At 42.4% G+C, this 11798-nt stretch carries 15 protein-coding genes; 9 read left to right on the forward strand and 6 right to left on the reverse strand.

The genetic code is table 11. The features are described 5' to 3' along the window. Window positions 1–461: 461 nt before the first annotated feature. The 7 genes from ANCC_RS08160 to ANCC_RS08190 all read left to right on the forward strand — a co-directional run bounded on the left by ANCC_RS08160 (window position 462) and on the right by ANCC_RS08190 (window position 5745). Entirely contained in the window at window positions 462–977 is a 516-nt protein-coding gene (locus tag ANCC_RS08160) for a GNAT family N-acetyltransferase (protein WP_006567143.1), read from the forward strand. 29 nt (window positions 978–1006) lie between these two features. After that, entirely contained in the window at window positions 1007–1618 is a 612-nt protein-coding gene (locus ANCC_RS08165; RefSeq protein ID WP_247881549.1) for a class I SAM-dependent methyltransferase, read from the forward strand. A gap of 121 nt (window positions 1619–1739) precedes the next feature. Beyond that, entirely contained in the window at window positions 1740–3416 is a 1677-nt protein-coding gene (locus ANCC_RS08170; RefSeq protein ID WP_083774646.1) for a sensor domain-containing diguanylate cyclase, read from the forward strand. Between the two features lie 23 nt (window positions 3417–3439). Beyond that, a complete protein-coding gene (locus ANCC_RS08175) occupies window positions 3440–3979 on the forward strand; it encodes a methylated-DNA--[protein]-cysteine S-methyltransferase (protein WP_006567140.1) in 540 nt (179 codons plus the stop codon). A gap of 13 nt (window positions 3980–3992) precedes the next feature. Then, on the forward strand, window positions 3993–4556 hold the full coding sequence (locus tag ANCC_RS08180) for a DNA-3-methyladenine glycosylase I (protein ID WP_006567139.1): 564 nt from the start codon (window positions 3993–3995) through the stop codon (window positions 4554–4556). Between the two features lie 123 nt (window positions 4557–4679). Continuing rightward, complete coding sequence (locus ANCC_RS08185; RefSeq protein ID WP_006567138.1) at window positions 4680–5114, forward strand: PTS mannitol transporter subunit IIA; 435 nt, start codon at window positions 4680–4682, stop codon at window positions 5112–5114. 151 nt (window positions 5115–5265) lie between these two features. Continuing rightward, a complete protein-coding gene (locus tag ANCC_RS08190) occupies window positions 5266–5745 on the forward strand; it encodes a helix-turn-helix domain-containing protein (protein ID WP_006567137.1) in 480 nt (159 codons plus the stop codon). Between the two features lie 13 nt (window positions 5746–5758). Here the strand turns inward: ANCC_RS08190 and ANCC_RS08195 are convergent, their stop codons facing one another. Together ANCC_RS08195 and ANCC_RS08200 are read right to left on the reverse strand one after the other, a co-directional pair. After that, window positions 5759–6064, reverse strand: a complete 306-nt coding sequence (locus ANCC_RS08195; RefSeq protein ID WP_006567136.1) for a YolD-like family protein — start codon at window positions 6062–6064, stop codon at window positions 5759–5761. Continuing rightward, window positions 6054–7313 carry a Y-family DNA polymerase gene (locus ANCC_RS08200; protein WP_006567135.1) on the reverse strand — a complete coding sequence of 420 codons (1260 nt, stop codon included), beginning with the start codon at window positions 7311–7313 and terminating at the stop codon, window positions 6054–6056. Before ANCC_RS08200 ends, ANCC_RS08195 begins: the two co-directional genes overlap by 11 nt. Before the next feature lie 151 nt (window positions 7314–7464). On the opposite strand from ANCC_RS08200, the gene ANCC_RS08205 reads away from it, so the two are divergent. Next, window positions 7465–8085 carry a flavodoxin family protein gene (locus tag ANCC_RS08205; RefSeq protein ID WP_006567134.1) on the forward strand — a complete coding sequence of 207 codons (621 nt, stop codon included), beginning with the start codon at window positions 7465–7467 and terminating at the stop codon, window positions 8083–8085. 21 nt (window positions 8086–8106) lie between these two features. Beyond that, window positions 8107–8595 carry a flavodoxin gene (locus ANCC_RS08210; RefSeq protein ID WP_006567133.1) on the forward strand — a complete coding sequence of 163 codons (489 nt, stop codon included), beginning with the start codon at window positions 8107–8109 and terminating at the stop codon, window positions 8593–8595. A gap of 49 nt (window positions 8596–8644) precedes the next feature. Here ANCC_RS08210 and ANCC_RS08215 read toward each other — a convergent pair whose 3' ends face one another. The 4 genes from ANCC_RS08215 to ANCC_RS08230 form a co-directional block, all read right to left on the reverse strand. Beyond that, on the reverse strand, window positions 8645–8908 hold the full coding sequence (locus tag ANCC_RS08215; RefSeq protein ID WP_006567132.1) for a hypothetical protein: 264 nt from the start codon (window positions 8906–8908) through the stop codon (window positions 8645–8647). 13 nt (window positions 8909–8921) lie between these two features. After that, on the reverse strand, window positions 8922–9305 hold the full coding sequence (locus ANCC_RS08220) for an SHOCT-like domain-containing protein (RefSeq protein WP_006567131.1): 384 nt from the start codon (window positions 9303–9305) through the stop codon (window positions 8922–8924). 20 nt (window positions 9306–9325) lie between these two features. Further along, window positions 9326–9685 (reverse strand): DUF2089 domain-containing protein, encoded by a 360-nt coding sequence (locus ANCC_RS08225; protein ID WP_006567130.1) that lies wholly within the window; start codon window positions 9683–9685, stop codon window positions 9326–9328. A gap of 528 nt (window positions 9686–10213) precedes the next feature. Next, window positions 10214–11662 (reverse strand): GntR family transcriptional regulator, encoded by a 1449-nt coding sequence (locus ANCC_RS08230; protein ID WP_006567128.1) that lies wholly within the window; start codon window positions 11660–11662, stop codon window positions 10214–10216. Between the last annotated feature and the right edge of the window lie 136 nt (window positions 11663–11798).

Raw genomic sequence — 11798 nt, forward strand, 5'->3', positions numbered from 1 at the left:
ATATAAGTATCATAACCATGGGAATATTTTTCTCTGTATATATTTGACTCCTAAAAATCTTTTTCTAAGGCAATTCTAATATTATTTAAAACATATCGAAAGTTATAACGTTTTACAAAAGAAAACTCATACGGGAAAAGGAAGAATATATTTTTCTTAGCATTAAGTAAATTTACATAAGTTCTGATAATTCTCGTGAAGCATGTAGTCTTGTTGTACTTTTCAATAATTTAAAATCTATTTGGTAGGTAGATGATATACAATCACACTCTCCATTTGACTCTGAATCAGGCTGTACATATTCTTTAAAATTTGATTTTCCTCTAAAATAAATAAAATGATTGATTAATTCTAATAAATTTTGAAGATATTTGGGATTACCTTGACAGATTCACCACTTTGAATTTAAATTAGAGAAAAGGTCCCAATGCTGTGCAACCATACCAAGGAGGCAGATAAAAATGATTTGTAAAATAAGGAAGTGGAAGTTATCGGATGCAGAAGATTTAGCGGCTGCTCTGTCTAATACAAAGATACAAAATAATCTTCGGGACGGACTGCCTTACCCTTACACTGAGAAAGATGGAACAGAATATATAACGGATATGCTTTCTGCAGATGAAGATCAAACTTTTGCCTTTGCTGTCACAGCAGACAGCAAAGTGGTCGGCAGTATTGGAGTATTCCGTCAGGAGAACATACACAGACAGACTGGTGAGCTGGGCTACTATATAGCAGAAGAATATTGGGGCAAAGGAATCATGACTGAGGCTGTAAAACAAATCTGTGCCTATGTTTTTGATAAAAGCGATATGATCCGAATCTTTGCTGAGCCATTTGCATATAATGCCGCATCATGCCGGGTACTCGAAAAAGCCGGTTTCCAATATGAGGGAACATTGAGAAATAACGCCGTGAAAAATGGTAAAGTTATCGATATGAGGATGTATTCACTGCTGAAAACAGAAATAAATTAGGTGAGGTATGATACAACATACTCGGAGGAATGAATTTGGGGAAAAAGACAGAACAGTCTCATAAAATATACAATGAGATGGCGTGGGAATATGACTCTGGCCCGGAGGGCAATTACACAAGATCCCATAAAAAAGAGATTATAAAAAAGGCGGTGCTCAGAGATGGAGATAATATACTGGACGTTGCCTGCGGCAATGGATATCTGCTTGGAGAACTCTCCAAAAAGGCGAGAGTTAATGCCTTTGGTGTAGACATTTCTGAAAATATGATTGCGTCTGCCAGAGAAAGGTACCCGGACTGTACATTTACAGTTGGCCCCTGTGCGCCTCTCGGCTTTGAAGATGAGAGTATGGATGTTATTACGGTATCCTGCGCGTTCCATCATTTTGAGAATCCCCGGACCTTTGCCGGCGAATGTATGCGGGTATTAAAGAGTCATGGAAAAGTTTTTATTGCAGAACCGTTTTATTCTCCGGTGGTGCGGTGTCTTGCCAACACGCTGGTATTTCCCTTTTCCAATAAAGGTGATGTGAGGGTGTACAGCCAAAAAGAACTGCGATTATTTTTTGAATCTGCTGGATTTGCCGGGTTTGAATCGTACATAACAGATACAGTCTTATTTTTATCGGCAGAAAAGTGAAAGTATGGGGAAATCATGTGAAGGACGCTTCATTGCTTTTTTCTCCATATTTTGCTATACTCAAAAAATAAACACTTTACAGACAGGCTTTGTCTGCATTGTGAAGAGGGGAGCAGTTTAGTTGGAAGCAGTATTAGACTATAGTAAGATATTAGATACAGTACCCTGCGGAATATGCCAGGTCCTTCTGGATACTGACTTGACAATGCTATATGCAAATCAATTTTACTATAAGATTTATGGATATACACCCCAAAGTGCTAAAGAAAAGGGATTTTTAAATGCCAAGTTTATACTTCCCGAATCAGATTATTTATATATCAAAAGGGAAGTGTTTCAGCATATCCGGAATGGGCACAGGGAGTTTCAGCTGGAGTACCGCGCCGAACACAGCTCCGGGAAATTAATGTGGCTGCTGGTCCGGTGTTTTTATGATCCGGAACAGCCGGACCGCATGACTTGTGCTCTGGTCGACATTGCCGACAGGAAGGAGATGGAGGAAAAACTGCGCATCAGCAGCGAAGAGAGCAGGATTGCCTATCAGCTTACAGATAAATTAATGTATATTTATGATGCGGAGAAAAAACAGCTCCATCAGCCAAAAGCCGCGGCAGATGAATTCGGCCTTCCGCCGGTTGTGGATGATGCCCCTTACAGCATCGTGAAATCCGGAGCTATTGACGGCCCCTGTAAGAAGGAGTACATAGAATTTTATGAAGCTATCCTGCGGGGTGAACCAAACGGACATGCGGCAGTCAAAAAGAGGAGAAAAAACGGTTCCTTCGGATGGTACGAAGCAAAGTTTTCTTCTATTTATGATGAAAATGGAAATGTAAAAAAGGCAGTCATATCCTGTGAGGATATTACAGAGCAGCGGGAGAAGGAATTGAGTTACCAGAAATGGAGCCAGTATTTCAAATCCCAGGAAGGAAAAACCATTGGATTTTATGAATATAACCTGACGAAAGATCTCTTTGATGAAGAAGCCGGAGATCTTCCGCCGGATTACCTGCGGCCGCTTAAAAAATATACACAGACGGTACAATATATTGCCGATCATTTTGTATATGAAGGGGACGCTGAGAGGTTTTCTGACTTTTTTGACCGTGATTCGCTGCTGGTCCGTTATTACAAAGGCCAGACGAGAGGCTCCATGAATTATTTGAGAAAGCGGCCGGATGGAAGTCTCTTCTGGGTACGCGCCATTATTCTGCTCCTGGCTGATCCTTACAGCGATAATGTACGTCTCTTTATGATGACTCTCGATATTGATAAAGAAAAAAGAGAAGAGCTGAAACTCCGCAGCCAGACAGAGCACGACGGCATGACCGGACTTCTCAACAGAGAGACTTTCGTGGCAAAAGTTACAAGAATTTTAGGGGAAGAGGGCTCTGCAAACAAACATGCTCTGATTATGCTGGATATTGACCGGTTCAAAACCCACAATGATGTCCACGGACATCCGTTCGGAGATCAGGTTATTCGGGAAACGGCTCATTTTATAAAAGGTTTTTTGAGAGAAAGTGATCTGTGCGGCCGAATGGGCGGAGACGAATTTATGGTCTTATTGAGAAACATCGGGTCTGAGGACGATGTAATTCCGAGAATCAATATGCTCTGTCATCTGCTGCGGCGCAAATATACAGACAAAGGGGAGGTGTCCTGCAGCATGGGAGTCGTGTTTTACCCCCGTGACGGGAAGACTTTTCGGGAACTTTACCAAAATGCAGACACTGCTTTGTATGAAGTGAAGAACACAGAGAGAGGAAATTACGGAATATACAAGCCTGAACGATAAAAAATTCTGTATCGGAGGAAATCATGTATTTTTTTACGAAGTATCAGTCCCCTTTAGGGATGCTGACCATTGCATCAGACAGCGATCATATTGTGGGTCTTTGGATGGAAGGACAGAAATATTTTGGAGGAACCCTTTCAGGAGAAATGGAGAAAAAAGACGGTCTTTTCGTGCTTAAAACAGCAAAAGACTGGCTGGACCGGTATTTTTCAGGGGAAAAGCCTTCCGTTTCTGAGCTTCCTTTATGCCCGAAAGGCGGAGAATTCAGGCAGAGCGTGTGGGAAATTCTGCGGGAGATTCCCTATGGAAAGGTGATGACCTACGGCGAAATTGCCGGGAAGATAGCTGCAAAGACTGGCAGAACACGAATGTCTGCCCAGGCAGTCGGAGGGGCGGTCAGTCATAATCCCATTTCTATTATCATTCCCTGCCACCGGGTAGTTGGGGCGAATGGAAGCCTGACAGGATATGCAGGGGGCATTGCCGCCAAAATAAAACTGCTTGAGCATGAAGGGGCAGATATGTCACAGCTGTTTGTTCCGAAAAAGGGAACGGCTCTTTAAAGGAGAAGAATTTATGGAATGGCCGGATAAGAAACAGAGATGTACATGGGCAAATCCAAAGAATGAGCTTTACATCCGCTATCATGATGAGGAATGGGGTGTCCCGGTATATGATGATCACAGATTATTTGAAATGCTGGTCCTGGAATCCTTTCAGGCGGGGCTGTCATGGGAATGTGTGCTGAATAAACGGGAGGCATTCCGTGAGGCTTTTGACGATTTTGATTTAGAGAAAGTATGTGCTTATACAGAAGACAAGCTGCTGGAACTTCAGCAGAATCCGGGGATCATCCGCAATAAGCTGAAAATCAGAGCGGCGGTAAACAATGCGGAGATATTCCGGGAGATACAGAGAGAATATGGTTCCTTTTCAAACTATATCTGGCATTGGACGGATGGAAAAGTAATCTTTGAAAAAGGGATGTCCCGTTCTGAACTGTCAGATGCCGTATCGGAGGACTTAAGAAAAAGAGGCATGAAGTTTGTGGGGACAACGATTATATACGCGTATTTACAGTCGACAGGCGTCATATATTCTCATGACAAAGAATGCTTTTTGGAACACGGTCTGTCGTGACAGTGATAACTTTGTCAAATTTATTTTTGATAAATACAGCACTGGAACAAATGGATTTTTGGACACAGAATTTATATAATCTATATATAAGCAGCAAATAAATTTAAAATTGGAGGAATTAAAATGGCAGGAAATAAAGTATTTAATGAAAATAATATTCGTCTCAATGTGAAACTGGATTCAAAAGAAGATGCAATCAGGGCAGCAGGCGGCGTGCTGATTGAAAATGGCTATGTTCAGCCGGAATACCTGGAAGATATGCTGAAACGTGAAGAGGCAGCTTGTACTTATATTGGCAATCATGTCGGAATTCCGCACGGTATCTGCAAGTCAGAGGAGAGGATCAAGTCCTCCGGGATCTCACTGCTGCAAGTTCCGGACGGAGTGGACTATGACGGTCAGACTGCTTATGTGATCATAGGGATTGCAGGGAAAAATGACGAACATATTGAAATGCTCGGCAAGATTGCAGTCACATGTTCCGACCTTGACAATGTGGATAAGATAGCCCATGCGAAATCCAAGCAGGAAATCTTAGATATCTTTGAAGGAATCTAAGAAAGACGAAATAATATCGGTCAGAAAGAAGAATGTGTAAGTTCTAAAGGACTTCACATTCTTTTTTTCTTTTATCTGCCGGAATTCTACCACAGGTAGATAGTATTTCATGAAAATCTAAGGTACAATAAACAGTATCAAGGAGGCAGTTATGGATATACAAAAAATCGGAAATTACATAAAATGTAAAAGAAAAGCACAGGGATTGACACAGGCTGAGCTGGCTGGACTGCTTGGCATTACAAATAAGGCTGTATCAAAGTGGGAGAACGGAAAGTGTCTCCCTGACCTGTCACTCCATGAGAAGTTATGCGATGCCCTTCATATAACACTGAACGAGCTTGTGGCGGGCCAAGATATAGAGAGTACACAGCTGCCGGAAGCCAGTGAACAGAACATGAAAACAATGTTAGGAAGCTGCCAGCATTTAAGATCACTGAAAGATGTGTGCATCGGTTTACTGCTGCTGTTCATCGGACGCCTGATGCCTTCTATGCAGTTAAAGCATATGACGTCCGATGCTTCGCAGTTCATTTTTGGCGTATCCGAAGGCGTATCTATCGGTATTACGCTGATTGGTATTGCCTGGCTGATTTTTGGAGCAGTCAAATTCAGCCAAAAGGAGGAGTAATATGATTCTCCAGCTATTGATCTGATATACTTTGGATATTGTCAAAGAAAATACTCTTTTCTCCGACGAAGATTCTGCGGAATACCGGATCAATAAAAGACACTGTTCCTTTTGTCTCTGTATATGCACTTTTTTCGTAATGAACAATGCATACATTCGATCCTTTGCCGATCAACTTTATTTTTTCATTTAAAAGTCTTAATTCTTCTTCCGTCAACTCTTTTTTTGGAACTGACTGCTTTTCTATCTCACGAAGCATTCCATCAAAACCTCGTAAAGCGGCAAACGGAAGAAATTGTCTTGCCCGGTCAGCTTTCATTGTGGCCTCCGATTAGCGTGTTGCGTTTTCTGGCAGTTGCTTTTTCACACAGGCTCATTCCGCGCACCACGGCGTTTTTTCCGAATCGATGCTTAATGGAAAGGACGGCATCCTGCAGATGCTGTTCCTTTTCATCTTTTTCCATATCTGAAAACAGATGAAGCTGCCGAAAGGAAGTCTCCTCCACATGATTTGCACCGACAGAGATTTTGCGGATGGGAATGCCCCTCTGTACAGTCTGGTGAAAAAAACGTTCAAATTCATGGGAGAGTTCCCGATAAGAATCGGTCCGCTCCGAAAGTTTTCTGGTGCCGCCGGACGGAGGAAGTTCTCTTTTGGAGTATGCGACGGACATGGAAATGGAATCGGTTGTCAGATGACGGCTCCTGAGTTCCAGAGCCAGTGCATCTGTCATCTCTTTGAGGACCAGAAGAGCATTGTCATAAGAATAATCTTCAAAAAGGATCTGGCTTTGAGAAACAGAGTGGCTTTTAGACTCATAATCATGAATTTCTTTTATGGTACACGGCTCCCGCCCGTGGGCATGGTCGATGAGAAACTCTGCATTGACACCAAATTCTTTATAAAGAAGCTTTTCATCCATATGTGCCGTCCCGTAAAGATCATAAATGCCATAACGGCTGAGCCTGGCCGCGATGCCTTTTCCGATATTCCATATATCTGTGATCGGGCGGTGATGCCAGATGGTCCTCTTAAATTCTTTTTCATCCAGATAACCGATATGATCCGGTGAATGTTTTGCGGTGATATCCAGGGCTACCTTTGCCAGAAATAGGTTTGTGCCGATGCCTGCCGTGGCACAGATCCCGGTTTCTCTGCGGACAGCATCCATCAGCATGACCGCCATTTCTTTCGGAGTTTTTCCATACGTATGCAGATAAGGCGTGAAATCCAGAAAGCATTCGTCAATAGAATAGACATGGATATCTTCTTTGCTGACATAGTTTAAATAAATGGAGTAGATCCGGGCGGAATATTCCATATAGAGCTTCATCCGCGGCTTTGCAGTGATATATGTCACAGTCTCCGGAATTTCAAAAAGACGGCAGCGGTTTTTGATTCCAAGAGATTTCATGGCCGGCGTGACGGCGAGGCATATGGCACCCCGGCCTCTGGACGGATCGGCGACCACGAGGTTTTCCTTAAACGGGTCGAGCTTTCGTTCGGCAGCTTCTACTGAAGCATAAAAGCTTTTCAGATCAATACATGCATAGATTGATTTCTCCATAAATATGACACTCCTTTCTGACTTGAGTATAACACAGCTGACACTGAGAAGAAAACATATGTTCGATAAAATGAACGTGGTAATTTATGGGACAAAAAATTCTTGACATGGAGTTAACTCTAAGGAGTATCCTATAGTAAAAGGAGGTTTTATGATGAAGGTATTAATGATCAATGGAAGTCCTCATTCAAAGGGGAATACATATGTGGCACTGCATGAAATGGAAAAGATATTTTTGGAGGAGGGCATAAAAACTGAGATAGTCCAAGTGGGAAACAAGGATATCAGAGGCTGTGCGGCCTGTAATTCCTGTGCGGAAAAAGGGAAATGTGTATTTAATGATATCGTCAATGAGACAGCACCGAAATTCGAAGAATGTGATGGTCTGGTGGCTGCCAGTCCAGTCTACTATGCTTCGGCAAATGCCACGCTGAGTGCTTTTCTTGACCGGCTGTTTCACAGCACACAATTTGACAAGACCATGAAGGTCGGTGCATGTGCTGTGGCGGCAAGACGCGGAGGTTTATCGGCAGCATTTGACCAGCTGAACAAATATTTTACGATCACAGGAATGCCGGTCGCATCCAGTCAATACTGGAACGGCATACACGGCAGAGTGCCGGGTGAGGCCTGTCAGGATGAGGAAGGCCTGCAGACGATGAGAACTCTGGCGAAAAATATGGCTTTCCTTATGAAAAGCATTGCTCTCGGAAGGGAAGCATATGGGCTGCCTGAGAAGGAAGAATTCCAACAGACAAATTTTATCAGGTAATGACCAGAAAGAAGGGATACAATGAATAAAAAAATATTAGTTGCCTATTTTTCGGCAACAGGCACAACCAAAAAAGCCGCCCAGGCGCTGGCAGAAGCGGCACATGCAGATATTTATGAAATTAAGCCGGAAGTTCCGTATACAAAAGATGATTTGAACTGGACGGACAGAAAGTCCCGCAGTTCTGTGGAGATGAGCGATCAGACCTATCGGCCTGCAATCGCTGATCAAAGTGCGGAAATTGAAAACTATGATCTCATTTTTCTTGGATATCCGGTTTGGTGGTATGTGGCTCCGACGATTGTCAATACATTTTTAGAGAGCTATGATTTTGGAGGAAAAACCATTGTGCTGTTTGCCACTTCAGGGGGAAGCGGATTCGGGAAGGCAGCGGAGAAACTGAAGAGCAGCTGTGCCGATGCCGCAGTAATAAAAGAAGGGAAAATCCTCAACGGAAAACATTCAAAAGAGGAGTTAGCCGCCTGGGTTGAAAAAGTCAGAAATCAATAAAAAAAGAAACGTCTCTTGGTCAATTCAAATATCTGACCAGGAGACGTTTTTATAGTTTTATGGACACAAAGGTGCCATCCGATGCTTCCACATGAATGATTTCCAGGCCTTTATGTTCCTTGAAAAGATCCAGGGATTCTCTCAATACTAGAGAGATAATATCTTTTGAAATCAGGCTGCAGTAAGGACCCGGCGTACGACTTTTCATGTCTTCAAATATTCTGTCTGGAATGAATCTTATGACAAAACCGACCATAGAAACCGGGACCGGCATAGACAGGTGTACCCCTTTTGTTCTGATTTTTACTTTCATATGAGATACCCTGTCAGTCTACAAAGACTCTTACAGTCGTTCCGTCCGCTGCGGCTACGCTGACAAAATCTCCTTCGATTTCGTCGTCCAGACATTCGGAAACAGCGTCCATCATGCTGGACAGATCAACTCCTTCCAGATCTTTTTCCGGAATCGGAAGTTTCCCGGTCACTTTTAATATCTTCTTGATGGCTCCCACCGGGAACTGTACGTTTACTTTGTCACCCGAAACACTGTCTACAATGATGCGGAACATTTTTTTGTCGTAGCTGTTTCTCTTTAACACCGGCTCCCGGGGAGGAGTCTCCGTATTCATAGCCGCCATCAGTTCGGCTCCCTGCTCTGCCGTGATCGTTCCATCCTCAACCATTTTTAAAATTCTTAATTTCTCATCCATGATAAACTCCTTTTTCTATACTATTTTAACTGTGCGATTGCCTGTTCCGCTGTTATTTCACCGTTTTCCAGTGCTTTCAAAATTTCTTCTTTTTGAACCGGCTGTTCATCGGGAGCTGATTCATAACCGAGTTCTTTGATCACTGTGTCCAGTTTGGACCGGACCGTGGGATAGGATATGCCGAGCGCCTTCTCAACCTCTTTGATATTTCCCCGGCAGCGGATAAAAGTCTCTGTAAAATACAGATCTTCGTCTGAAAGATAATCAAATTTGCTGAGTCTGAAATTATTTTCAATGATGGTATTGCAGGAGTTACATTTGAGTCTTGTGACGGCCAGGTCATTCCTGCACACGGGACAGCGGCTGATAATCTTTTTCATGCATTCATTTCCTTTCTGTTTTCTATTAATATAATATTAAAACTTATAAATGTCAATAAATAAATTAAAAATATTAATATAATAATTAAATATATTAATTATAAAATTGAATAATTGAAAATTTAGAATTGAGCAGGACTGTATGAATGAATTTACTTCCTGTGCATTTGTGTTTGGTTTGATATTGTTAAATAAATAAAAACGATCGGCTAAAAATATGAGGAATAGAATTAGGAAGACAGAATTTAAATCTTAGATAGGAGAGTAATAAAAAGCAGGGAATATGCAGAGTATGAGATCAGCAGGCCGGTGAATCACGGGAATCCGTATGGATGAGAATGACCGGCACTTTTGCAGGATCCGGGGAAGATGGTTCAGCCGCAGAAGGTGAAAAAACCGGAGAAAATATTGTGCCTGAAGTTTGATCTTATGGCGGAAAGAAAAAAGATAGAAGCACCGCAGCATCGGCAGGAAAAAAGAGAGCGGCACATTATCTCTGAAACTGCCTTCCTCTCTCTGTATATATAGTTAAAATCCGGTGATTTTTTCGACACCTTCCACGCCAATTTCCAAAAGAAGCTGTTTTGAGGAAGCAAAATTATTCTGAAAAAGACTTTGGAATGCGCGGGCGAGCTGTTCGTAGTCTGAATGGGCGCAGCTTTTTCGAATAGACGCAGAAATCTTAGTCCATCCGGTAACTGGTTCAGCACCTGTTTCTTCCAGGCGAAGGATACTTCCTTTTAACAGCAGGAGCGTAAGCTTTTTGTAAATTTCCTGCACAGCCGCAAAGGGACAGTACCTGATTACAGACTGCAGCCCGATGCTGACCGCATGTACCAAAGATTTTTTTTCATCGGGTATGGATGCAGCCGCAAAAAGTTCCTTCAGCATTTTACGCGGGACATGTGGGAGAGATACAAGCATAACCGGAACGCTGATGATCGCCAGAATTTGCAGAGCTTCTAAAAAGTTTCTCATATTGTCATCCAAAGTCAAGTCCTTCAGTTTATATGGAATATCTGGTCCGCCCCGGGAAATAACAAAAGTACCCACCCCGTTGACTGTTTCTGTGACGCCCAGCTTATTAAGAAGAGCAATCGTTCGCCGGACAGTAATCCCGGAAATATGATAAATATCTGCTAAAGTATGACTGTTAGGAAGCCGTGTGCCGACAGGATAGACATCTTGATTGATTCTGCAGATCATATCAATCGCAACGACATCACAGTAGCGGGTACGCCCTTTGCGGGGCTCACAGCTGAAAAATTCCTGCGCTTTGGAATCCGCATCGCACTCTGTGTTTCTGAGATAATCTTTGATGGCATCAAAAAATGTGCCGCATAATTTCTCCAGTTTTTCTTGAAGAACAAACGAAGTGTCCTGATGTTGATTTCGGATACAGTCTGCATATTCTGAGGCAATATGCTGCAGGAAGGAATCCGCTTTTTCTTTTCCGTATTTTAAATATAAGATATCCAGAAATGCACTCCCAGAAAAAGAACTGATGTCATAATAAAGGCTGAGTACAGTTTGATTGCCCAGCAAATGCAGAGAACGTTCAAACTGCTGGTAAAGACCGCGTCCGGCATGCTGTCCCTGTGCAATTTTTTTTAACCAGAGAGAAGAGGATGCTTTTTTAAAATGCTGAATATTATAAGTGCAGAGTGCCGGAGAGATCAGCTCAAGACTGTGGCATAAATCCAGCACTGATTTTATACGCCGTTTAAAAACATTACTTTCAAGATAATTTTCATAGGGTTTCTTTAAAACTGCAGTGGCACTTCCGCGGTAAAGTTTTATCTGTCCATCCTTTTCAAGCAGTTTGAGTGCTCTCTGTGCAGGACAATAAGAGACATGGAAACGATCAGCAATCTCTTTAACAGAAGGGAACCGCTCTCCATTATCGTAAAAACCCATCTGTATTTTACCTGAAAGATTGCGGTAAATGGTCTGTTCCTGACTGTGGTAATTAGACATACTTTGATTCCTTTCTCGATGGTCTGGTTCGTGAAAATTATGCTGTCATTATAATATCACAAATCATATTGGATAGGATGATATTTCACCTGGATGAGACAATATATGATATAATATGAACAAGGTAAGTGCATGG

Source organism: Anaerostipes caccae L1-92, assembly GCF_014467075.1.
Taxonomy (GTDB): Bacteria; Bacillota; Clostridia; order Lachnospirales; family Lachnospiraceae; genus Anaerostipes; species Anaerostipes caccae.

Bases quoted from the DNA above. Each gene is read 5' to 3' on its own strand.
- ANCC_RS08230 (WP_006567128.1), bottom strand. From the start codon at position 11,662: ATGTCTAATTACCACAGTCAGGAACAGACCATTTACCGCAATCTTTCA.
- ANCC_RS08180 (WP_006567139.1), top strand. From the start codon at position 3,993: ATGGAATGGCCGGATAAGAAACAGAGATGTACATGGGCAAATCCAAAG.
- ANCC_RS08190 (WP_006567137.1), top strand. From the start codon at position 5,266: ATGGATATACAAAAAATCGGAAATTACATAAAATGTAAAAGAAAAGCA.
- ANCC_RS08200 (WP_006567135.1), bottom strand. From the start codon at position 7,313: ATGGAGAAATCAATCTATGCATGTATTGATCTGAAAAGCTTTTATGCT.
- ANCC_RS08195 (WP_006567136.1), bottom strand. From the start codon at position 6,064: ATGAAAGCTGACCGGGCAAGACAATTTCTTCCGTTTGCCGCTTTACGA.
- ANCC_RS08175 (WP_006567140.1), top strand. From the start codon at position 3,440: ATGTATTTTTTTACGAAGTATCAGTCCCCTTTAGGGATGCTGACCATT.
- ANCC_RS08225 (WP_006567130.1), bottom strand. From the start codon at position 9,685: ATGAAAAAGATTATCAGCCGCTGTCCCGTGTGCAGGAATGACCTGGCC.
- ANCC_RS08185 (WP_006567138.1), top strand. From the start codon at position 4,680: ATGGCAGGAAATAAAGTATTTAATGAAAATAATATTCGTCTCAATGTG.
- ANCC_RS08165 (WP_247881549.1), top strand. From the start codon at position 1,007: ATGAATTTGGGGAAAAAGACAGAACAGTCTCATAAAATATACAATGAG.
- ANCC_RS08220 (WP_006567131.1), bottom strand. From the start codon at position 9,305: ATGGATGAGAAATTAAGAATTTTAAAAATGGTTGAGGATGGAACGATC.
- ANCC_RS08210 (WP_006567133.1), top strand. From the start codon at position 8,107: ATGAATAAAAAAATATTAGTTGCCTATTTTTCGGCAACAGGCACAACC.
- ANCC_RS08215 (WP_006567132.1), bottom strand. From the start codon at position 8,908: ATGAAAGTAAAAATCAGAACAAAAGGGGTACACCTGTCTATGCCGGTC.
- ANCC_RS08205 (WP_006567134.1), top strand. From the start codon at position 7,465: ATGATGAAGGTATTAATGATCAATGGAAGTCCTCATTCAAAGGGGAAT.
- ANCC_RS08160 (WP_006567143.1), top strand. From the start codon at position 462: ATGATTTGTAAAATAAGGAAGTGGAAGTTATCGGATGCAGAAGATTTA.